General features: G+C 63.0%; 22 protein-coding genes. 17 read left to right on the forward strand and 5 right to left on the reverse strand.

What is annotated here, in order from left to right:
- Positions 1–177 precede the first annotated feature (177 nt).
- Positions 178–810, reverse strand: coding sequence for a LysE family translocator (locus BLX41_RS16215; protein ID WP_123725724.1), 633 nt, complete (start codon positions 808–810; stop codon positions 178–180).
- 45 nt (positions 811–855) lie between these two features.
- The gene (locus tag BLX41_RS16220; RefSeq protein WP_123725725.1) at positions 856–1,482 is read right to left on the reverse strand and encodes an alanyl-tRNA editing protein; all 627 of its coding nucleotides are present in this window, start codon (positions 1,480–1,482) and stop codon (positions 856–858) included.
- 89 nt (positions 1,483–1,571) lie between these two features.
- On the opposite strand from BLX41_RS16220, the gene BLX41_RS16225 reads away from it, so the two are divergent.
- Positions 1,572–2,525 carry a LysR family transcriptional regulator gene (locus tag BLX41_RS16225; protein ID WP_123725726.1) on the forward strand — a complete coding sequence of 318 codons (954 nt, stop codon included), beginning with the start codon at positions 1,572–1,574 and terminating at the stop codon, positions 2,523–2,525.
- Between the two features lie 157 nt (positions 2,526–2,682).
- Here the strand turns inward: BLX41_RS16225 and BLX41_RS16230 are convergent, their stop codons facing one another.
- Both BLX41_RS16230 and BLX41_RS16235 read right to left on the reverse strand, forming a co-directional pair.
- A complete protein-coding gene (locus BLX41_RS16230; RefSeq protein ID WP_016968255.1) occupies positions 2,683–3,090 on the reverse strand; it encodes a PA2817 family protein in 408 nt (135 codons plus the stop codon).
- Positions 3,091–3,175: 85 nt separating this feature from the next.
- Complete coding sequence (locus BLX41_RS16235) at positions 3,176–5,623, reverse strand: acyl-CoA dehydrogenase (protein ID WP_123725727.1); 2,448 nt, start codon at positions 5,621–5,623, stop codon at positions 3,176–3,178.
- A 228-nt stretch (positions 5,624–5,851) separates the two neighbouring features.
- Between BLX41_RS16235 and BLX41_RS16240 the strand changes: the two genes are divergently transcribed.
- From BLX41_RS16240 to BLX41_RS16255, 4 genes are all read left to right on the forward strand, one after another.
- A complete protein-coding gene (locus tag BLX41_RS16240; RefSeq protein WP_123725728.1) occupies positions 5,852–6,511 on the forward strand; it encodes a transglutaminase-like domain-containing protein in 660 nt (219 codons plus the stop codon).
- A 42-nt stretch (positions 6,512–6,553) separates the two neighbouring features.
- Positions 6,554–7,177, forward strand: coding sequence for a glutathione S-transferase family protein (locus BLX41_RS16245; RefSeq protein ID WP_123725729.1), 624 nt, complete (start codon positions 6,554–6,556; stop codon positions 7,175–7,177).
- 132 nt (positions 7,178–7,309) lie between these two features.
- Positions 7,310–8,242, forward strand: coding sequence for an ABC transporter ATP-binding protein (locus tag BLX41_RS16250; protein ID WP_102863931.1), 933 nt, complete (start codon positions 7,310–7,312; stop codon positions 8,240–8,242).
- Entirely contained in the window at positions 8,239–9,018 is a 780-nt protein-coding gene (locus tag BLX41_RS16255; RefSeq protein ID WP_102863930.1) for an ABC transporter permease, read from the forward strand. Before BLX41_RS16250 ends, BLX41_RS16255 begins: the two co-directional genes overlap by 4 nt.
- Before the next feature lie 53 nt (positions 9,019–9,071).
- Here BLX41_RS16255 and BLX41_RS16260 read toward each other — a convergent pair whose 3' ends face one another.
- Positions 9,072–9,587: a DUF2062 domain-containing protein gene (locus BLX41_RS16260; RefSeq protein WP_123725730.1), complete on the reverse strand. Its 516-nt coding sequence runs from the start codon at positions 9,585–9,587 to the stop codon at positions 9,072–9,074.
- A gap of 139 nt (positions 9,588–9,726) precedes the next feature.
- On the opposite strand from BLX41_RS16260, the gene BLX41_RS16265 reads away from it, so the two are divergent.
- The 12 genes from BLX41_RS16265 to BLX41_RS16320 all read left to right on the forward strand — a co-directional run bounded on the left by BLX41_RS16265 (position 9,727) and on the right by BLX41_RS16320 (position 21,203).
- Complete coding sequence (locus tag BLX41_RS16265; RefSeq protein ID WP_123725731.1) at positions 9,727–11,958, forward strand: DNA internalization-related competence protein ComEC/Rec2; 2,232 nt, start codon at positions 9,727–9,729, stop codon at positions 11,956–11,958.
- Positions 11,959–12,060: 102 nt separating this feature from the next.
- Positions 12,061–12,696 carry a MotA/TolQ/ExbB proton channel family protein gene (locus BLX41_RS16270; RefSeq protein ID WP_025128684.1) on the forward strand — a complete coding sequence of 212 codons (636 nt, stop codon included), beginning with the start codon at positions 12,061–12,063 and terminating at the stop codon, positions 12,694–12,696.
- Complete coding sequence (locus BLX41_RS16275; RefSeq protein ID WP_102863926.1) at positions 12,693–13,121, forward strand: ExbD/TolR family protein; 429 nt, start codon at positions 12,693–12,695, stop codon at positions 13,119–13,121. The genes BLX41_RS16270 and BLX41_RS16275 overlap by 4 nt, the downstream gene beginning before the upstream one ends.
- Positions 13,121–14,131 carry a tetraacyldisaccharide 4'-kinase gene (lpxK, locus tag BLX41_RS16280; protein WP_123725732.1) on the forward strand — a complete coding sequence of 337 codons (1,011 nt, stop codon included), beginning with the start codon at positions 13,121–13,123 and terminating at the stop codon, positions 14,129–14,131. Before BLX41_RS16275 ends, lpxK begins: the two co-directional genes overlap by 1 nt.
- Positions 14,132–14,154: 23 nt before the next feature.
- Positions 14,155–14,340, forward strand: a complete 186-nt coding sequence (locus tag BLX41_RS16285) for a Trm112 family protein (protein ID WP_011060103.1) — start codon at positions 14,155–14,157, stop codon at positions 14,338–14,340.
- A complete protein-coding gene (gene kdsB / locus BLX41_RS16290; RefSeq protein WP_110595197.1) occupies positions 14,337–15,101 on the forward strand; it encodes a 3-deoxy-manno-octulosonate cytidylyltransferase in 765 nt (254 codons plus the stop codon). The genes BLX41_RS16285 and kdsB overlap by 4 nt, the downstream gene beginning before the upstream one ends.
- Entirely contained in the window at positions 15,101–15,565 is a 465-nt protein-coding gene (locus tag BLX41_RS16295; protein WP_123725733.1) for a low molecular weight protein-tyrosine-phosphatase, read from the forward strand. The genes kdsB and BLX41_RS16295 overlap by 1 nt, the downstream gene beginning before the upstream one ends.
- The gene (murB, locus tag BLX41_RS16300; protein ID WP_123725734.1) at positions 15,562–16,581 is read left to right on the forward strand and encodes a UDP-N-acetylmuramate dehydrogenase; all 1,020 of its coding nucleotides are present in this window, start codon (positions 15,562–15,564) and stop codon (positions 16,579–16,581) included. The genes BLX41_RS16295 and murB overlap by 4 nt, the downstream gene beginning before the upstream one ends.
- A gap of 251 nt (positions 16,582–16,832) precedes the next feature.
- Positions 16,833–17,303 carry a (2Fe-2S)-binding protein gene (locus BLX41_RS16305; protein ID WP_102878924.1) on the forward strand — a complete coding sequence of 157 codons (471 nt, stop codon included), beginning with the start codon at positions 16,833–16,835 and terminating at the stop codon, positions 17,301–17,303.
- Positions 17,300–19,615 carry a xanthine dehydrogenase family protein molybdopterin-binding subunit gene (locus BLX41_RS16310; RefSeq protein ID WP_123725735.1) on the forward strand — a complete coding sequence of 772 codons (2,316 nt, stop codon included), beginning with the start codon at positions 17,300–17,302 and terminating at the stop codon, positions 19,613–19,615. Before BLX41_RS16305 ends, BLX41_RS16310 begins: the two co-directional genes overlap by 4 nt.
- The gene (locus BLX41_RS16315; RefSeq protein ID WP_123725736.1) at positions 19,615–20,610 is read left to right on the forward strand and encodes an XdhC family protein; all 996 of its coding nucleotides are present in this window, start codon (positions 19,615–19,617) and stop codon (positions 20,608–20,610) included. Before BLX41_RS16310 ends, BLX41_RS16315 begins: the two co-directional genes overlap by 1 nt.
- On the forward strand, positions 20,607–21,203 hold the full coding sequence (locus BLX41_RS16320) for a nucleotidyltransferase family protein (protein ID WP_123725737.1): 597 nt from the start codon (positions 20,607–20,609) through the stop codon (positions 21,201–21,203). The genes BLX41_RS16315 and BLX41_RS16320 overlap by 4 nt, the downstream gene beginning before the upstream one ends.
- The last annotated feature ends 5 nt before the right edge of the window (positions 21,204–21,208 follow it).

The raw sequence follows: 21,208 nt of genomic DNA on the forward strand, positions 1-21,208 counted from the left end.
AGCACGACCTTGCCAAGGTCGGGGTCGCGAGTTCGAGTCTCGTTTCCCGCTCCAATTTCACAAGAACGCCGCTCAATGAGCGGCGTTTTTGTTTGTCCGCGATTCAACGCTTCGTCCTGCCATGGACAAAAAAGGCCCGTCAGTCAGACGACTGTGCGGGCCTTTGTCGTGGGTCGCTTACAGCGACAGCAGCAGGCGTCCGGCGAACAGCAGCAGGATCAGCCCCATGCAGCGCTCGAACCAGTGGCCCAGGCGCATGAACAGCAGGCGGACCCGGGCGCTGGAAAAGAACAGCGCGACGATGACGAACCACAGGGCGTTCACCAGGCACATCCAGGCGCCATACAGCGCCTGAATGCTCAATGGCGTGGTGGCGCTGACCAGGGTGGTGAAGATCGCCAGGAAAAACAGGGTCGCCTTGGGGTTGGTGGCGTTGGTCAGGAAGCCGGTGATAAAGGCCCGTAGCAACGTCTGCTGCGGTTCATCCGGCGCCGTGTCGCCTGGGATGCTGGTCTTGGCCTTGCTGCGCAACAGACTGACGCCCAGGTACAGAATGTAGGCAGCGCCCAGCAGCTTGGCGGCACTCAGCAGCCAGGGTGTCGCGTGCATCAGTGCGCCGACCCCGAGCAGGGTGTAGAGCACATGCACCGAAATGCCGGCACCGATCCCCAGGGCGGTACAGACACCGGTCATTCGGCCAAAGCGCACGCTCTGGCGAATGGTGACGGCAAAGTCCGGGCCTGGGGCGACCACGGCAAGAAAGTGAACGACGGCCAGGGCAAGAAATTCCCCAAGATAATTGGACAGCATGCGGACTCCGCAAGGCAAAAAGGTGGGTAAAAAACGTAGGTGTTCTCAGCCGAGGCTGTAGCTGACCGAAAGGGTGCCTTTTTTCTCTGCGACCGAGTCGATGATCACCCGTCCCAGCTCTTTCAGGCGCTGGACATGAGTGCCGCCGCAACCGTAGGCGGGCAACTGGCCGAAGCTGACCTGGCGCGATCCGGCGACCAGGGATATGTGCCGGGGGAAATCCTCGCTGATCCATTGTGCGAGGGCGTTCTGCACCCTGGCGCAGTCGATTTCCCCAGGCTGTTCGCCGGGCTTGAACGACACCCGTCCCTCGTCCGGCCAGTGATGAGCCTTGACGGGTATCCAGCCCTGGCTTTGCACGAAGTGGCCAATCAAGTGTCCGGCAGAATGCATGCGGCTGTTGAACAGGCGCTGCTCTTCATCGACGCGAGCCTCATGGCTTCCCGGCGTCAGCGGTTGGGTCAGGTAATGCACGATCTGTTCGCCTTCCTGGGTGACCCGCAGTACGCGAGCCTCGCCAATCCAGCCGGTGTCGCTGGGTTGGCCGCCACCCTGGGGATGAAAGGGCGTGGCGTGCAGGGTCACGGCGAACAGGTCGTCCCGGGGCACGCAGGTCAGCAGTTCTACCGGGGCAGTCAGCAGGTCGTGTTCGTAGTACAGGCGAAGCGTCATTTCTCAAACCCTGGAACCAAGTGTTTTTTTATTATGAGGCTTGAGCAATTGCGTGATAATCCGTTCAAAACTCAATGGACTATTGCGTCATGAGCATAAATCTCCCCCTGCCTTTACTGGCAGAAATGGCCATCTTCGTCAGGGTCGTTGAAACCGGCAGCTTTTCCGAAGCGGCGCGTCAGCTGGGTTCCTCGCCGTCGGCGGTGAGCCGCAGCATCTCGCGGCTGGAGAAGGCCCTGGCCACGCGCCTGCTGCAACGCACTACCCGCAAGTTGCGTTTGAGCGACGGCGGCGAAGAGGTCTTCAAGCGCTGCAGCGAGATGGTCAGTGCAGCCCGTTCGGTCATGGAGATCAGTGGTCAGTTCACCCACGAGGCCGAGGGCGTGGTGCGGGTCAGTGTGCCCAAGGCGGTGGGGCGGTTCGTGGTGCATCCCCATATGCCGGAGTTTCTTCGGCGCTACCCGAAGGTGGATGTCGAACTGCTGCATGAAGACAGGGACATCGACCTGATTGAAGACAATGTCGACCTGGCGATCCGCATCACCGACCGCCCGCCGCCAGGATTGATTGGCCGTCAGTTGTTGCGCATCGATCACCTGCTGTGTGCCACCCCGCAGTATCTGGCGGAACAGGGCACGCCGTTGCACCCCCAGGACCTGCGCCAGCACAGTTGCATCTATCTTGGCGAAACCCCCAGCGATGCGCGGTGGAAATTCACCCAGGGCGGCAAGGCGGTGACTGTCGGTGTGCGCGGGCGTTATGCCGCCAACCACACAGGGGTGCGTCTGGATGCAGTGCTCCAGCACCTGGGCATTGGCAGCCTGCCGTATTTCACTGCGCGTCACGCTCTGGAACAGGGGCTGATTGTCCAGGTGTTGCCGGAGTGGACCTTTCTTGCGTCCTACCACGGCGGTGCCTGGCTCCTGCATTCGCCGACCCGTTACCTGCCGCCCAAGCTGCGGGTCTTCATTGATTATCTGGTGGAGTGCCTGGCCAGGGAGCCGACCCTGAACCGCCCAGGCAAAGGTGAACGCATCTTGTAGGAGCTGGCTTGCCAGCGAAGATGCCTTTGAGGGCGATGCAAGACCCAGGGGCCTCTTCGCCGGCAGGCCGGCTCCTACGAGGACGACGTGATAAGGCGGACACAAAAAAGGCCCGCCGGAAAAACCGGGCGGGCCTTGGCTGCGCGAGGCGCGGCGATCAGTGCTTGCTGTCCTGAGCGGAGAGCGCCAGCAGCTGTTTTTCCTGGTTCCAGTCGAAGGGCTCGTCGTTCTGTTCGGCTTCGAAGCGACGTTCTTCCAGGGCCTGGTACAGGTCGATTTCTTCATCGGGCATGTAATGCAGGCAGTCACCGGCGAAGAACCACAGCAGGTCGCGAGGCACCAGGTGAGCGATCTGCGGATAGCGCTGCATGATCTGGCACAGCAGGTCCTGGCCCAGGTACTGGCTTTCGATCGGGTCGATCGGCAGCGAGGCGCGCAGTTCATCGAAGCGCTCCAGGAACAGCGCATGGCTTTCTTCGGGAACCTGTTCGGCTTCTCCCACCGCCACCAGGATGCTGCGCAGGTGGTCCAGGAGGACGAGATGATCGGCGACGACGTTGGACATGACAGGGTCCTCAAGAGCAAAACGGGCGCGGGAGTATATAGCCCCCGCGCCCGGTTTCATAATCGACCTGTCCCAAGGGCCCCGTTTATCGGGTCTTGCCCTCGCTCAAGGTCAGTTCTTCCTTGGCGAAATCATCCACGTCGATGACTTTGCGTCGCGCCGCTTCGGCGTCCCGCAGGCCCTGGGCTTCGGCCGCTTGCAGCACGCCGGCCTCCAGGGCCGCATCGATGGGCGATTCGCCCGCCGCCGGTTTGACCTGGCCGCTTTTCAGCGCTTCGTGGAGTTTTTTCTGCAGCGGATGAGCCGCACTCAGCAGGTTGCAGGCGTGTTGCAGGGCGCCTACCGGATCGTCCGTGGATTGCGGGCGATAGCAGCCGGCGAGCACCGCTTCCAGGGCCGGGTCGCCCTGGGCGCGGCCAATGATCGCCGCCACTTCGGCATCCAGGCGGTCCGACGGCCCGGTATGGCGACGGCCGAAGGGGAACACCAATACCCGTAGCAGGCAGCCGAACACTCGGCTGGGGAAGTTGCTGAGCAACTCGTCCAGGGCACGTTCGGAGTGGCCAAGGCTTTCTTCCAGGGCCCAGGCCAGCAGGGGCCGCAGGTACTCGGGGGAATCCAGATCGTGGTAGCGCTTGAGCGCCGCCGAGGCCAGGTACAGGTGGCTGAGTACGTCGCCCAGGCGCGCCGACAGGCGCTCGCGGCGCTTGAGTTCGCCCCCCAGGAGCATCATGGAGAAGTCGGCCAGCAGGGCGAAGGCCGCAGCCTGGCGGTTCAGTGCGCGGAAGTAGCCTTGGCTGAGCTTGTCTCCCGGGGCCTGTTCGAAGTGGCCCAGGCCCAGGTTCAGCACCAGGGTGCTGGCGGCGTTGCTTACGGCAAAACCAATGTGCTGGAGCAACAGGGCATCGAATTCCTTCAGGGCCTGCTCATGGTCCTCGCGTCCGGCCAGGGCCATTTCCTTGAGCACGAAGGGATGGCAGCGGATGGCCCCCTGGCCAAAGATCATCAGGTTGCGCGAGAGGATGTTGGCGCCTTCCACGGTGATGAAGATCGGCGCGCCCTGCCAACTGCGGCCCAGGTAGTTATTGGGGCCCATGATGATGCCCTTGCCACCGTGCACATCCATAGCGTGGCTGATGCACTCGCGTCCGCGTTCGGTGAGGTGGTACTTGAGGATCGCCGACAGCACCGAGGGTTTCTCTCCCAGGTCCACGGCGTTGGCGGTCAGCATGCGCGCACTGTCCATCAGCCAGGCATTGCCGCCGAGGCGGGCCAGGGCTTCCTGAATCCCCTCGAAGGCGTTGAGGGGCACATTGAACTGCTCCCGTACCTGGGCGTACTGGCCGGTCACCAGGCTGGTGAACTTGGCGGCGCCGGTGCCCACCGCTGGCAGTGAGATGGAACGGCCCACCGACAGGCAGTTCATCAGCATCATCCAGCCCTTGCCGAGCATTTCCTGACCGCCAATGAGGAAGTCCAGGGGGATGAATACGTCCTTCCCGGAGTTGGGGCCGTTCATGAAGGCGGCGCCCAGGGGCAGGTGACGACGGCCGATGTCGACCCCCGGGGTGTCGGTGGGAATCAGCGCCAGGCTGATGCCCAGGTCTTCCTCGTCCCCCAGCAGGTGATCCGGGTCGTGGGCCTTGAAAGCCAGCCCCAGCAGGGTGGCCACCGGGCCAAGGGTGATGTAGCGCTTTTCCCAGTTCAGGCGCAGGCCGAGGGTTTCCTCGCCTTGCCATTGGCCTTTGCAGATGATGCCGGTATCCGGCATGGCTCCAGCGTCGGAGCCCGCCAGTGGGCCGGTGAGGGCGAAGCAGGGGATGTCGTCGCCACGAGCCAGGCGTGGCAGGTAGTGGTTGCGTTGCTCGTCGGTGCCGTAATGCAGCAGCAGTTCCGCCGGGCCCAGAGAGTTGGGGACCATGACCGTGGAGGCCAGGTCGCCGCTGCGGGTCGCCAGCTTCATCGCCACCTGAGAGTGGGCGTAGGCGGAAAAGCCCTTGCCGCCGTACTCCTTGGGAATGATCAGGGCAAAGAAGCCATGGTCCTTGATATGGGTCCAGGCCGCGGGCGGCAGGTCCATGTGCTGGCCAATCTGCCAGTCACTGACCATGGCGCAGAGTTCTTCGGTGGGGCCGTCGATAAAGGCTTGCTCTTCATCGGTCAACTGGGCCTTGGGATAGGCCAGCAAGGTGTTCCAATCCGGGCGGCCGCTGAAAAGTTCGCCGTCCCACCACACGGTGCCAGCATCGATGGCGTCGCGTTCGGTTTGCGACATCGGCGGCAGAACGTTCTGGAACCAGGCGAACAGCGGTGCGCTGAAGTACTTGCGTCGCAGGTCCGGCAGTAGCAAGGGCGCGGCAACGGCCGCGAGCACTATCCAGAAGATCAGCAACAACCAGCCGGGTGCTCGGCTGAAGGCGCCCATGGCCAGCAGGAAAACAGCCACTGCGCCCAGGGCGGGCAGAGGGGCGATGCGGCGGTGCGCCAAATAGGCAATCCCAACCAGCAGAACCAGTATCCACAACAACAGCATATTCAATCCTCCATGGAACCAGGGGCCCAATCACCTTCAGAGCTTAGTCGGCCTCCGACAAAGCGGGTGATCGGGGCAGTGCGGGTACAGCGGTAGACTTTGTCGTCGAGCCTGGCCTTGCAAGCCCGGCCCGATTGGGTCGAGCCGACCCTGACCTTTGGCCGAAACGTCGTTATCGCTGGGGCGGACGCCTCGATAGACTCCAGGCTTCGCTCGGAGGTTTTGCCCATGCACGAGTACCTGCGTCCCAGCCGCTTCATCGATAGTGACCACCCTGCCGTGGTGGAGTTCGCCGAATCTAATCGCGGTGCCAGTGGTGATCCGCGACAACAGGCGGTGAGTCTCTACTACGCGGTGCGTGAGGCCGTGCGCTACAACTTCTACTCCTTCAGTCGTGATCCAGAGACCTTGCGGGGCAGCCATGCCTTGGCCTGCGGCGAAAGCTATTGCGTGCCCAAGGCCACTTTGCTGGCCGGCTGCGCCCGGCATTGCGGGATTCCTGCGCGTATCGGTCTGGCGGACGTGCGCAATCACTTGTCGACGCCCCGTCTGCTGGAGTTGCTGCGCAGCGATGTGTTCGCCATGCATGGTTACACCGAGCTGTACCTGCACGGACGCTGGGTCAAGGCGACGCCGGCGTTCAATCAGAGCCTGTGCGAGCTGTTCGATGTGGCGCCGCTGGATTTTGACGGTGTGCAGGACAGTGTTTTCCACCCCTTCAACCGCCAGGGCGACCAGTCCATGGAGTACCTGGTGGACCATGGGCGCTTCGCCGATGTGCCGCAGAGCCTGTTCTTTACTCACCTGGAAAAGTGCTATCCCCATCTGTTCAATGAGCAGAGCCCTGTGTTGCTGGGGGATGCGCTCGGCGATTTGAGTCGCGGCTGATCAGGCGTAGACTGCCCCGGCATTCATTACTGAGGGATGGTCATGCTGAAGATCTGGGGTCGCAAGAACTCGTCGAATGTCAGGAAGGCGTTGTGGTGTGCTGAAGAGCTGGGGCTGGCTTATGAGTCCCTGGATGCCGGCGGTGCCTTTGGCGTAGTGGACACCCCGGAGTATCGGGCACTGAACCCCAATGGGCGCATTCCTCTGATTGAAGACGATGGCTTCGTGCTCTGGGAGTCCAACACCATCGTGCGTTACCTGGCAGCCCGGCATGCCGCCAATAGCCACTGGTATCCGGCCGATGTGCAGGCCCGGGCCAGCGCCGAGAAGTGGATGGACTGGACCACCTCGACCTTCGCCGAGCCGTTTCGGCATTTGTTCTGGGGTGTGTTGCGCACCCCCGCAGCGCAGCAGGACTGGCAACAGATCAATGCCGCCAAGGCCACTTGCGCCGAGCTGCTGACCCGGGTCGATCAGGCGCTGGCTGGGCAGCCCTATCTGTCGGGAGAAGAAATCGGTGTGGGCGATATCCCGCTTGGCAGCTTTATCTATGCCTGGTTCGAGATGCCTATCGAGCGGCCGTCGATGCCCCATCTTGAGGCCTGGTACCAGCGCTTGAAGCAGCGTCCGGCCTATCGTCAGGCGGTGATGACCGCGTTGACTTAATACCCACTATCGATACGCGTGACTGTACTTGCGTGGCCTCGACCCGCAACATGGCGAGCGCCTGGCGTCGTTGCAATCCAGCCAGGCCGCCCTTACTTATAAAATTCCCCCTTCTTGGTGCATGAATCCGATATGAGTTCCGCTCTGTCCATCCGGCAGCTAACCAAAACCTACGGCAACGGTTTCCAGGCCCTGAGTGGTATCGATCTGGATGTCGCCGAAGGTGACTTTTTCGCCCTGCTTGGCCCTAACGGGGCCGGTAAATCCACGACCATCGGCATTCTTTCGACCCTGGTGAACAAGACCAGCGGCACCGTGAATGTCTTCGGTCACGACCTGGATCGTGAGCCGGCGGCGCTCAAGCGCTGCATCGGCGTGGTGCCGCAGGAGTTCAACTTCAACCAGTTCGAGAAGACCTTCGACATCGTCGTCACTCAGGCTGGCTATTACGGCATTCCGGCGAAGATCGCCAAGGAGCGGGCCGAGCAGTACCTGACCCAGCTCGGCCTCTGGGACAAGCGCGATGTGCCTTCACGCTCCCTGTCCGGCGGCATGAAGCGCCGCCTGATGATCGCTCGTGCGCTGGTGCATGAGCCGCGCCTGCTGATCCTCGACGAACCGACTGCCGGGGTCGATATCGAGCTGCGCCGTTCGATGTGGAGCTTCCTCACCGAGCTCAATCAGAAAGGCATCACCATCATCCTCACCACCCATTACCTGGAAGAGGCTGAGCAGCTGTGCCGCAACATCGGCATCATCGATCATGGCACCATCGTCGAGAACACCAGCATGCGTCAGTTGCTGGGCCAGTTGCATGTGGAAACCTTCCTGCTCGATCTCAAGCACGATCTCAGTGTGGCGCCGCAACTGGCGGGCTACCCGACCCGGCTGGTGGACAGCCACACCCTGGAAGTCCAGGTGGACAAGGCTGTGGGTATCACGGCGCTGTTCGGCCAACTGGCCCTGCAGAACATCGAGGTCTTGAGCCTGCGTAACAAAACCAACCGACTTGAGGAGTTGTTCGTGTCCTTGGTGGAGAAGAATCTGTCGAAGGTGGCGGTATGAGTTCGGAGTTGAAACCCAATCTGGTGGCGCTCAACACCATTGTCTATCGCGAGGTCCGACGCTTTACCCGGATCTGGCCGCAGACCCTGCTGCCGCCGGCCATTACCATGGTTCTGTACTTCGTCATCTTCGGTAACCTGATCGGTCGGCAGATCGGCGATATGGGTGGTTTCACCTACATGGAGTACATCGTGCCCGGGCTGATCATGATGTCGGTGATCACCAACTCCTACGGCAACGTGGTGTCGAGCTTCTTCGGCAGCAAGTTCCAGCGCTCCATCGAGGAATTGATGGTGTCACCGGTATCGCCCCACACCATTCTCATCGGCTACACCCTGGGTGGGGTCCTGCGGGGCTTGATGGTGGGGATCATCGTGACCCTGTTGTCGCTGTTCTTCACCAAGCTGCAGGTGCATCACCTGGGCGTGACCGTGCTGGTGGTGGTGCTGACGGCGACTATCTTCTCGCTGCTGGGCTTTATCAACGCGGTGTTCGCGCGCAACTTCGACGATATCTCGATTATCCCGACCTTCGTGCTGACGCCCCTGACCTACCTGGGCGGCGTGTTCTACTCGATCAATCTGCTGCCGCCGTTCTGGCAGACCGTGTCCCTGGCCAACCCCGTGCTGCACATGGTCAACGCCTTCCGCTTCGGCATTCTCGGGGTTTCCGACATCAAGATCAGCGTGGCCATCACCTTCATGCTGGTCGCCACCGTGGTGCTCTACATCGGTTGTGCCCGATTGCTGGTCAGCGGCCGCGGCATGCGTCAGTAAACGCTGTGATGGTGTACTGAAAACGGCCTCCCTTGGGAGGCCGTTTTCGTTTGTCATCGCCGCTGTTGCTTGCGCCTGTGCCATTGGCGGCCGACCCACCAGTGCCAGTAGAGCATGGTCAGGCAATAGGCCAGGGCTCCCAGCACCAGTCCAGCCACCACCGAGCCGAGAAGGAAGGGTTGCCACAGGGTACTGAGCTGGCTGCTGATCCATTCCCAGGTCAGTTCGTCGGGCAGGGTGCGCGGCGGCACATTCATCAGCCAGGCGCCCAGTTGATAGGTACAGAAGAACACCGGCGGCATGGTGATGGGGTTGGTCAGCCAGACCAGGCTGACGCTGATGGGCATGTTGCCCCGCAACCAGATGGCCAGCACTGCAGCCAGCAGCATCTGCATCGGGATCGGGATAAAGGCCGCGAACAGGCCTACCGCCATGGCTCGGGCTACCGAGTGCCGATTGAGGTGCCAGAGGTTGGCGTCATGCAGCAGAGTGCCAAGAAAGCGTAAGGACTTGTGTTCCCGGATGCTGACCGGATCTGGCATGTAACGTTTGAATAAGTGCCGGGGCATAAGGCTTCTCGGTCAGGTCAGGCGAGGATTATGACCGGATTCTAGTCAGCGGAAATTCAGACATTGTGACAAATGATAAAGCTGCGCCTGCGATCCTCGGCTAAGCCAAGAGTAGGGACTGCCAAGGATGGGCTGACTGATGGCTATGGCGATGCTGGCGTTGGCCGCGGGGCTGCTGGCGCTGGGTTTCATGCCGGTGCTGCCGCCGGGCTGGTTGTTGCTGCTGATGGCGATAGGGGGGCTGATGTTGCTGCCTTTTCGTACACATCCGGTGGCATTTTTTTTGTTCGGTTTGGCCTGGGCCTGTGCATCCGGGCAATGGGCGCTGGATGATCGCCTGCCTCAGTCCCTGGATGGGCAAACCCGCTGGCTGGAAGGGCGGGTGGTTGGCTTGCCGGAACCGGGGGCGGGTGTAGTGCGTTTTGAGCTCAAGGATCCCCAGTCCCGGCGAGAGCGCCTGCCGCGGCGAATTCGTCTGGCCTGGCACGGTGGGCCGTCCGTCAATAGCGGCGAGCGCTGGCGCCTGGCGGTCAAGCTGCGGCGCCCTGCGGGCCTGCTCAATCTCCACGGTTTCGATTACGAAGCCTGGCTGCTGGTCCGGCGCATTGGGGCCACCGGCACGGTCAAGGACGGACAACTGCTGGCGCCGGCTCGTCAGGCCTGGCGTGACGGTCTGCGCCAGCGTGTACTCGAGGTCGAGGCCCACGGCCGCGCCGCAGGCCTGGCGGCGTTGGTGATGGGTGACGGCTCGGGGCTGACGCGGGAGGATTGGCAACTGTTGCAGCACACCGGCACGGTGCACCTGATGGTGATATCCGGGCAGCACATCAGCCTGTTGGCCGGAGTGATCTACCTTGCAGTGGCAGGGCTGGCCCGTTACGGGCTCTGGCCCGCGCGCTGGCCCTGGCTGCCCTGGGCCTGTGCCATGGCCTTTGTCGGGGCACTGGGCTATGGCCTTCTGGCAGGGTTCGATGTGCCGGTGCAGAGGGCCTGCGTGATGGTTGCGCTGGTGCTGCTCTGGCGCTTGCGCTTTCGTCATCTGCGGGCTTGGTGGCCCTTGATGCTGGCGTTGAATGCAGTGCTGTTGTTCGAGCCCCTGGCCAGCTTGCAACCTGGGTTCTGGCTGTCCTTTGCGGCGGTGGCGGTACTCATCTTCACCTTTGCCGGGCGCCTGGGCACCTGGCGCTGGTGGCAGAGCTGGACCCGCGCCCAGTGGCTGATGGGTATTGGCCTGTTGCCGCCATTGCTGGCCCTTGGCTTGCCCATCAGTCTCAGTGGTCCGCTGGCCAATCTGCTGGCGGTGCCCTGGATCAGCCTGCTGGTCCTGCCCCCGGCGTTGCTGGGCTGTCTGTTGTTGCCTGTGCCTTATGTGGGCGAAGGTCTGTTATGGCTGGCGGGAGGCTTGCTGGATGGGCTGTTCCGGTTACTGGGGGCGATGGCCGGGTTGTGGCCAGCCTGGGTGGCGCCGTTGATACCCCTTTGGGTTTGGGCCATCAGCTGCCTGGGGGCGCTGTTGTTGCTATTGCCCAAGGGCGTGCCACTGCGGGTGCTGGGTTGGCCGCTGTTGCTGCTGGCAGCCTGGCCTCCCCAGGACCCCGTGCCCGAGGGTGAGGTGGAGGTCTGGCAGTTGGATGTGGGGCAGGGGTTGTCGTTCATTCTGCGTACCCGCGATCACGCGATGTTGTATGACGCCGGTGCGCGAGTCGCGGATTTCGACCTGGGGGAGCGAGTGGTGCTGCCGACGCTGCGTAAGCTTGGCATTCGACGGCTGGACTTGATGTTGCTCAGCCACGCCGATAACGATCATGCCGGTGGCGCCCTGGCAGTCCAGCGCGGGATAGCGGTGAGCCAGGTGCGCAGCGGCGAGCCCGAGGCCTTGCCCGCCGCCCTGCAATCGGCCCCCTGTGAGAGCGGGCTGAGCTGGGGCTGGAATGGCGCACTCTTCACTCTTTGGCAGTGGGCGGGGGCTGCAGACGGCAACCAGGCTTCCTGTGTGCTGCTGGTCGAGGCCGGCGGCGAACGCCTGCTGCTCACCGGCGATATCGATGTCCATGCCGAGCGGGCCTTGCTCGACAGTCCGCTGGCGGTTCGCACTCACTGGTTGCAGGCGCCCCATCATGGCAGCCGTACCTCATCGTCCATGGCCTTGCTCCGGCGGTTGGCGCCGAAGGCGGTGCTGATTTCCCGGGGGCAGGGCAATGCCTTTGGCCATCCTCACCCCCAGGTGGTGGCGCGCTACCGGCATCTGGGCGTGGAGATTCATGACAGTGCCGAGCAAGGCGCACTGAAGTTGCGACTGGGAACTTTCGGGCAGCCTGAAAGCCTGCGGCAACAGCGGCGTTTCTGGCGCGACTCGCCAGCAATGCCTTAAATAACCGTGGGTTATTAAAGCCCCTGAACATGCGACATCACGGTCTTCGGTGCGTCCAGCCCCTATGTTAGAGTGGCGCACTTTTTCGAGGGGACTGTCACTGTGTGGGAATTGGTCAAATCCGGCGGCTGGATGATGTTGCCGATCATTCTGAGTTCCATCGCGGCTGTGGGCATCATCGCCGAGCGTTTGTGGACCCTGCGGGCCAGCCGAGTCACCCCGCCCCATCTGTTGGGTCAGGTCTGGCGCTGGATCAAGGACAAGCAACTCAATAAGGAAAAACTCAAGGAGCTGCGTGCCGATTCGCCCTTGGGAGAGATCCTGGCGGCGGGCCTGGCCAACTCCAAGCATGGTCGCGAGATCATGAAGGAATGCATCGAGGAGGCCGCGGCCCGGGTCATTCACGAACTGGAACGCTACCTCAACGCCCTCGGCACCATCGCCGCCATGGCGCCCCTGCTGGGCCTGCTGGGCACGGTGCTGGGCATGATCGACATCTTCAGTTCGTTCATGGGCTCGGGCATGACCACCAATGCCGCAGTGCTTGCCGGTGGTATTTCCAAGGCACTGATCACCACTGCCGCAGGTTTGATGGTGGGTATTCCTTCGGTGTTCTTCCACCGTTTCCTGCAGCGCCGGGTCGATGAACTGGTGGTGGGCATGGAGCAGGAAGCGATCAAGCTGGTGGAAGTGATCCAGGGCGACCGCGATGTCGACCTGGCTGAGGGCAAAGCGTGAAATTCCGTCGCAAACCCCGGGAAACCGTGGACATCAACCTCGCGTCGTTGATCGACGTGGTGTTCATCCTGCTGCTGTTTTTCGTCGTCACCACCACCTTTACCCGGGAGACCCAACTGCGGGTCGATCTGCCGGAAGCGGTCAGCGGCTCGCCCGCCGAAGACCAGCAGGTCAAGCAGCTGGATATCGCCATCAGCGCCGATGGCGTGTTCTCGGTCAACAATCAGGTGCTGCCCAAGAATGACCTGGCGACCCTGATGGACGCCTTGCAGAAGGAGTCGGCGGGAGACACCAACCTGCCGCTGTCCATCAGTGCCGATGGCAAGACACAACATCAAGCGGTGATCACTGCCATGGACGCGGCCGGCAAGCTCGGTTTCAGCCATTTGCGCATGACCACCGTCGAGGCGGCGCCGGCACCCTGATGGCACTTTCTGATCGTCTGCTCGCCGCCTGGTACAACGGCCATCCTGCGCTGAAACTGCTGCAGCCCCTGGAATGGCTGTACCGCCGCGTGGTGGTGGGCAAGCGCCAGCGTTTCCTGGCGGGTGAGGGGGCTATCTATCAACCGCCGGTGCCCTTGATCGTGGTGGGCAACATCACCGTCGGTGGCACCGGCAAGACGCCGTTGATCCTGTGGTTGGTGGAGCACTGCCAGCGCCTTGGCCTGCGGGTCGGGGTGGTCAGTCGCGGCTATGGCGCCAAGCCGCCGCAATTGCCCTGGCGGGTGACTGCCGCTGACAGCGCCGGGGTGGCCGGCGACGAACCGCTGTTGATCGTGCAGCGCTGTGGCGTGCCCCTGATGATCGACCCGGACCGCAGTCGCGCGGTGCAGGCCTTGCTGGCTGCCGAACCGCTGGACCTGATTCTTTCCGACGATGGCCTGCAACATTACCGCCTGGCTCGTGATCTGGAGCTGGTGCTGATCGACGCGGCCCGCGGCCTGGGCAATCGCCGCTGTTTGCCGGCCGGCCCCCTGCGCGAGCCGGTGGAGCGCCTGGAGAGTGTCGATGCACTGCTTTACAACGGCGCCGTCGATGATCGCGCCGACGGTTTTGCCTTTCATCTCAAGCCTTCGGCGCTGGTCAATCTGCAGAGCGGCGAGCGCCGTCCGGTGGAGCACTTCGCGCCGGGGCAGGCGGTGCACGCGGTGGCCGGTATCGGCAACCCCCAGCGTTTCTTCAATACCCTTGAAACGCTACACTGGCAGCCTGTCCCCCATGCATTTGCCGATCACGCCCAATACAGTGCGCAGGCCTTGGCCTTCACCCCGTCATTGCCGCTGGTCATGACCGAAAAAGATGCGGTCAAGTGCCGTGACTTCGCGGCTGCCGACTGGTGGTACCTGGCGGTGGACGCCGTGCCGTCCGCGGCCTTCATCGCCTGGTTCGATACCCAACTGATGCGTCTGCTGCCTGATCGTCTGTTGCCTTAATAGCTTTTATCCAGGGAATCCTCATGGACACCAAACTGCTCGACATCCTGGCCTGCCCGATCTGCAAAGGCCCTCTCAAACTCAGCGCCGACAAGACCGAGTTGATCAGCAAGGGCGCCGGCCTGGCTTACCCGATTCGCGACGGCATCCCGGTGATGCTGGAAAGCGAGGCCCGTACCCTGACCACTGAAGAGCGTCTGGACAAATGAGCAGCGCCTTCACCGTGGTCATCCCGGCGCGTTTCGCCTCCACCCGCCTGCCAGGCAAGCCCCTGCAACTGATCGCCGGCAAGCCGATGATCCAGTGGGTCTGGGAGCAAGCCTGCAAGAGCAGCGCCGAGCGAGTGGTGGTGGCCACCGATGATCAGCGTATCGTCGAGGCCTGCCAGGGCTTTGGCGCGCAAGCGCTGCTGACTCGGGAAGACCACAACTCGGGTACCGATCGTTTGGCGGAAGTCGCGGGCAAGCTCGGACTGGCGGCGGATGCCATTGTGGTCAACGTCCAGGGAGATGAGCCGCTGATTCCGCCTTCGGTGATCGATCAGGTGGCGGCCAACCTGGCGGCCCATACCGAAGCGCGCATGGCGACCCTGGCCGAGCCGATCGAGGACGCACAGACCCTGTTCAATCCGAACGTGGTCAAGGTGGTCACTGACCTCAACGGCCTGGCCCTGACCTTCAGTCGCGCCACCTTGCCCTGGGCCCGGGATGCCTTTGCCAAGAGTCATGATCAACTGCCGGAAGGCGTGCCTTATCGCCGGCACATCGGTATCTACGCCTACCGTGCGGGTTTTCTCCATGACTTCGTCAGCTGGGGTCCGTGCTGGCTGGAAAACACCGAGTCCCTGGAGCAGTTGCGTGCCCTGTGGCATGGCGTGCGCATCCACGTCGCCGATGCCCTGGAAGCACCTCCCACCGGCGTCGATACCGCCGAAGACCTTGAGCGCGTTCGGCGCCTGCTGGAGGCGTGATGCGGGTTCTGTTCGTCTGCCTGGGCAACATCTGCCGCTCACCCACCGCCGAGGGCGTGCTGCGCCGCAAGTTGGATGAAGCCGGCCTGGGTCATCAGGTTCAGGTCGCGTCCGCCGGCACCAGCGACTGGCACGTCGGCAAGGCGCCGGACAAGCGCAGCCAGCAGGCGGCCTTGCGGCGCGGCTACGACCTTTCTGCGCAGCGGGCGCAGCAGGTCGGCAGCGCCGATTTCGCCGTGTATGACCTGATTTTCGCCATGGACCAGAGCAACCTGCGCAACCTCAAGGCCTTGCAGCCGGCCCGGGGCAAAGCCGAGCTGGACCTGTTCCTGCGCCGCTACGAGGCGCCGCTGGATGAAGTGCCGGACCCGTATTACGACGGTGAGCAGGGCTTCGAGCAGGTACTGGACCTGATCGAGGATGCCTGTGACCGGTTGGTGATCGAACTGAAGGGGCGGTTATGAGCCTGGACATTCAATCCGATGTGTCCCTCAAGCCGTTCAACAGTTTCGGGGTCGAGGTCCGGGCGCAGTGGTTCGCCCAGGCCCACAGTGATGACGACGTGCGCGAGGCCCTGGCCTATTGCGCCGACCAGCAGTTACCACTGCTGGTGATTGGCGGCGGCAGCAACCTGCTGCTGACAGCGGACATCCGGGCACTGGTGCTGCGCATGGCCACCCGTGGCATTCGCTTGCTCAGCGATGATGGGCAGCGGGTGGTGGTGGAAGCCGAGGCCGGCGAAACCTGGCATCCCTTTGTGCAGTGGACTCTGGAGCAGGGCTTGTCCGGGCTGGAGAACCTCAGCCTGATCCCCGGTACCGTCGGCGCCGCGCCGATGCAGAACATCGGTGCCTATGGTGTCGAGATCAAGGACGTGTTCGTCGGTCTCACCGCCCTGGACCGGCAGACCGGCGAGCTGCGGGACTTCGATCTGGCCCAGTGCCAGTTCGCCTACCGCGACAGCCTGTTCAAGCATCAGGCCGGTCGCTGGCTGATTCTGCGGGTGCGTTTTGCCCTGAATCGTGTCGATCACCTGCACCTGGAATACGGTCCGGTGCGTCAGCGCCTGAGTGAGCAGGGCATCGAACAGCCGACCGCCAGGGATGTCAGCCGGGCGATTTGCAGTATCCGCAGCGAGAAACTTCCGGATCCGGCGGTGCTTGGCAATGCCGGCAGCTTCTTCAAGAACCCGGTGGTATCGGCGGTGTTGGCGGCGCAGATCAAGCAGTCGCATCCGGGGCTGGTGGGTTATCCACAGGCCGATGGGCAAGTGAAGCTGGCGGCCGGCTGGCTGATCGAGCAGGCGGGCTGGAAAGGCTTTCGCGATGCCGATGCCGGCGTTCATCGCCTGCAATCCCTGGTGCTGGTGAACTACGGTACGGCCACAGGCTTGCAGCTGTTGGAGTTGGCCCGGCGCATCCAGCGCGATATTGCCGAGCGCTTTGGTGTCGAGCTGGAGATGGAGCCGAATCTGTATTGAGGCAGCTCTTGAACTAAGCTCAGCGCTTGAGTCCAAAGCCTTGCACGGTTTACACCCTGCAAGGCTTTTTTATGCATGACGACTTAACTTAGCTTGCTAACAATGTGAGTATTTGTCGTCCCCAAAGGCCCGGTGAAGCCCCGTCTTCACAAGAGAGCCCGATTAGCCTGAGCCGATCTGCGCGCACCGCAGCCGCGCTGCTGCGTGGCAGATGGCTCGACCCCATCACCTCATAGAATGCGGGCGTGCCCATGATTACCCTGAAGCTCAACGGTCAAGATCATCCACTGGACGTCACCGAGGACATGCCGCTGTTGTGGGCTATCCGCGATGTGGCGGGTTACAGCGGCACCAAATTCGGCTGCGGCATGGGCCTGTGCGGCGCCTGCACCGTTCATATCGACGGTGATCCGGCGCGCAGTTGCATCACCCCGGCCGGCTCGGTGCTGGGCAAGAACATCAGCACCATCGATAACCTGCACAACGATCCGGTCGGGCAGGTGGTGCAGCAGGCCTGGCTGGATACAGCGGTGGCCCAGTGCGGTTACTGCCAGGGCGGACAGATCATGTCTGCCACTGCATTGCTCAAGACCCATCCCAATCCCAGCGACGAGCAGATCGAGGAGGCGATGCTCGGCAATATCTGTCGCTGCGGTACCTATAACCGGATCAAGACCGCAATTCGCCAGGCCGCCAACCATCTGCAGGAGGCCAAGGCATGAACCACCTACCCAGTGATTTTGCCCTGAGTAACCTCAGCCGCCGGAGCTTTCTCAAGGGTGTGAGCGCCACCGGGGCCCTGGTGCTGGCTGCCAGTTGGGGCTGGCAGGAGGCGTTTGCCGAAGACCAGAAGTTCGGTGCCGAAGGCATGCCCCATGGCTGGGTCGACGATCCCAAGGTCTATGTGAGCATCGCCAGCGATGGCAGCGTGACGGTGATCTGCAACCGTTCGGAGATGGGCCAGGGTGTGCGCACCAGCCTGAGCATGGTGGTGGCTGACGAGCTGGAGGCCGATTGGGCTCAGGTCAAGGTCAAGCAGGCGCCCGGGGACGAGGCGCGCTTTGGCAACCAGGACACCGACGGTTCGCGCAGCATGCGCCATTGGTACGAGCCCATGCGTCGTTGCGGCGCCGCTGCGCGAACCATGTTGGAACAGGCCGCCGCCGAGCAGTGGCATGTACCGCTGAGCGAGTGCCGGGCGCAGTTGCACAAAGTGGTTCACCAACCCAGCGGGCGCGAGCTGGGCTATGGCGCTCTGGCCGCAGCGGCGGGGGCCTTGGCTGTGCCGGCCCGGGACAGCCTGCGGCTGAAACAGGCGTCGGAGTTTCGCTATATCGGTAAGGAGGCGACCCGGGCCATCGACGGTGAGGACATCGTCAATGGCCGCGCGGTTTACGGCGCCGATGTGCACTTTGAGGGCATGCTGTTCGCGGCAGTGGCGCGACCCCCAGTCTATGGCGGCAAGGTCAAGTCCATGGATGACAGTGCAGCGCTGAAGGTGCCTGGGGTGATCAAGGTCATGCCTATCGATGGCCGTCCGTTGCCTTCCGAGTTCCAGCCCCTGGGTGGTGTGGCGGTAGTGGCGAGCAACACCTGGGCGGCGATCAAGGGCCGCGATGCCTTGAAGATCGAGTGGGACGACGGAGTCAATGCCGGGTACAACTCCATCGAATATCGCAAGGAGTTGGAGGCGGCGGCGCAAAAGCCGGGCAAGGTGGTGCGCAGCACCGGCAACCTCGATGAAGCGCTGAATGGTGCGCAGAGCAGCCTGGAAGCCACTTATTACCTGCCGCACCTGGCCCAGGCACCCATGGAACCGATGGTGGCTGTGGCGCGCTTCATGGATGGCCGATGCGAAGCCTGGGCACCGAGTCAGGCGCCTCAGGTGACCCGCGAGCGGATTGCCGAGCGATTGGGAATCGGTTTTGATCAGGTCACGGTCAACGTCACCCTGCTGGGCGGCGGCTTCGGACGCAAATCCAAGCCGGACTTCATTCTTGAAGCGGCCATCCTGGCCAAGGCGTTTCCCGGCAAGGCGGTGCGGGTGCAATGGACCCGGGAAGACGATATCCACCACTCCTACTTCCATACGGTGTCGGCGGAGTACCTCAAGGCAGGGCTGAACGAGGACGGCATGCCCGCCGCCTGGCTGCATCGCACCGTGGCGCCGAGCATCACCGCGTTGTTCGCTCCGGGGATGAACCATGAAGGCGCCTTCGAGCTGGGCATGGGCTTCACCAACATGGCCTATGCAATCCCCAATGTGCGTCTGGAGAACCCCGAGGCCGCAGCCCATACCCGGGTCGGCTGGTACCGTTCGGTGTCGAACATCCCCCACGGCTTTGCCATTCAGAGTTTTGTCGACGAACTGGCCCACAAGGCGGGCCAGGACCCACTGAAGTACCAGCTCAAGCTGTTGGGACCGGACCGTCAGATCGATCCGCGAACCCTGAGCGAAGAATGGAATTACGGCGAGTCCCCGGAGCGTTACCCGATCGATACCGGGCGCATGCGCGCGGTGCTGGAAACCGCGGCCAAGGCCGCCGGTTGGGGGCGCTCGCTGCCCAAGGGGCGTGGTCTGGGGTTGGCGGTGCACTACAGCTTCGTAACCTATGTGGCAGCGGTGATCGAAGTGGAGGTGAAGGAGGACGGTACGCTGATTGTGCACAAGGCCGATATCGCCGTGGATTGCGGTCCGCAGATCAACCCTGAACGCATTCGTTCGCAGTTCGAGGGGGCTTGTGTCATGGGCCTGGGCAATGCGGTGCTGGGGGAGATCAGCTTCAAGGACGGCAAGGTGCAGCAGGACAATTTCCATATGTATGAGGTGGCACGCATGTCCCTGGCGCCGAAAGAGGTGCAGGTGCATTTACTGACTCCGCCGGGCGAGGTGCCGCTGGGAGGCGTTGGTGAGCCGGGTGTACCGCCCATTGCGCCGGCCCTGTGCAACGCCATCTTCGCCGCCACCGGCAAGCGCATCCGCAATCTGCCCGTGCGCTACCAGCTGCAGGGTTGGCAGCAGGCGGGTGCCTGATGGACAGCGTCGACCTGAACGTCCTGCGCAGTGTCCTGGAGTGGCGTCGCGCCGGGCGCGCGGTGGTGCTCTATAGCGTGGTCCAGACCTGGGGCAGTGCGCCCCGGCTGCCGGGGGCCATGCTGGCCTTGCGCGACGATGGGGTGGTGATTGGCTCGGTGTCCGGCGGTTGTATCGAGGATGACTTGGTCACGCGCCTGGCGGATGGACGCTTGTCCCTGTCCGGCCCGCCGGTGCAGTTGCTGACCTATGGCGTAACCCTGGAGGAGGCGGCGCGCTTTGGCCTGCCTTGTGGTGGTACCTTGCGCCTGACCGAGGAGCGGGTCGGCGATCCGTCCTGGGTCGCCGAGTTGCTGGAGCGCTGCGAGGCGCACCAGATCGTGGCTCGGGAGTTGAACCTGAGCAGTGGACAGGTGCTGCTCAAAGCCGCGAGCAAGACGGATGAACTGGCGTTCGACGGGCTCACTTTGCGGGCGATCTATGGGCCGCGCTGGCGTCTGTTGCTGATCGGTGCCGGGCAGCTTTCCCGCTATGTGGCACAAATGGCCCGTCTGCTGGACTTCGAGGTGCTGGTCTGTGATCCGCGCCAGGAGTTCGTGCAGGGGTGGGAGGATCAGGATGGACGCTTTGTCGCTGGCATGCCTGACGATGCGGTGCTGAGTATCGAGCCCGATGAGCGCACGGCGGTGGTGGCCCTGACCCACGATCCGCGTCTGGATGACATGGCCCTGCTGACGGCGCTCGATTCCCCGGCGTTTTATGTCGGAGCCCTGGGTTCCCGGGTCAACAGCCAGAAACGTCGGGACAATCTGGCGCTCTTGGGGCTGTCGGCGCCGGCCATCGAGCGTTTGCATGGCCCGGTGGGGCTGCACATTGGCAGTCATACGCCGTCGGAGATTGCCTTGTCGCTGATGGCCGAGATCGTGGCGATCAAGAATGGGGTTGAGCCCCTGCAGAAGAAGCCGTTGGCCCGAGCAACCGAGGCGACCACATGACTCCTCTGCCTTGCGCCGTCATCCTGGCTGCGGGGCAGGGCAGTCGTTATCGACAGGCGGCAGGGGGCGATCAGGATAAGTTGCTGGCACCTTGCAGGGGGTGCGATGGCGTAATGCGGCCGGTGCTGGAGCAGGTGTTGGTCAACCTGCCGGTGGAAATGCTGCGGCGGGTGCTGGTCACGACACCGGGACGGCCGCAGGTGGTGGCGCTGGCGCGGGCTTATGGCTGCCAGGTGCTGTTGCTGGACTCCCTTGGCATGGGCCAGAGTCTGGCGGCGGCAGTGGCTGCCAGTGCCGATGCCGCTGGTTGGGTGATTTTGCTGGGAGATATGCCCTTTATCTTGCCTTCCACCGTAACGCGGGTGATCGAGGGGTTGACCGAGGAGGGCATCAGCGTGCCTCGGCTGGGTGACGATCTGGGGCATCCGGTGGGGTTTGGTCGGGCTTATGGCGCCGCATTGCAAGGCTTGTCCGGCGATCGCGGTGCCAGGTGCCTGTTCGCTCCGGGCAAGGTGGTCGAAGTGTCAGTGACCGACCCGGGAGTGTTATGGGATGTGGATCGACCCGAGGCGCTGGTCTATCGGGATCGCTGAATGGC

Source organism: Pseudomonas protegens (genome assembly GCF_003732485.1).
Taxonomy (GTDB): Bacteria; Pseudomonadota; Gammaproteobacteria; order Pseudomonadales; family Pseudomonadaceae; genus Aquipseudomonas; species Aquipseudomonas protegens_B.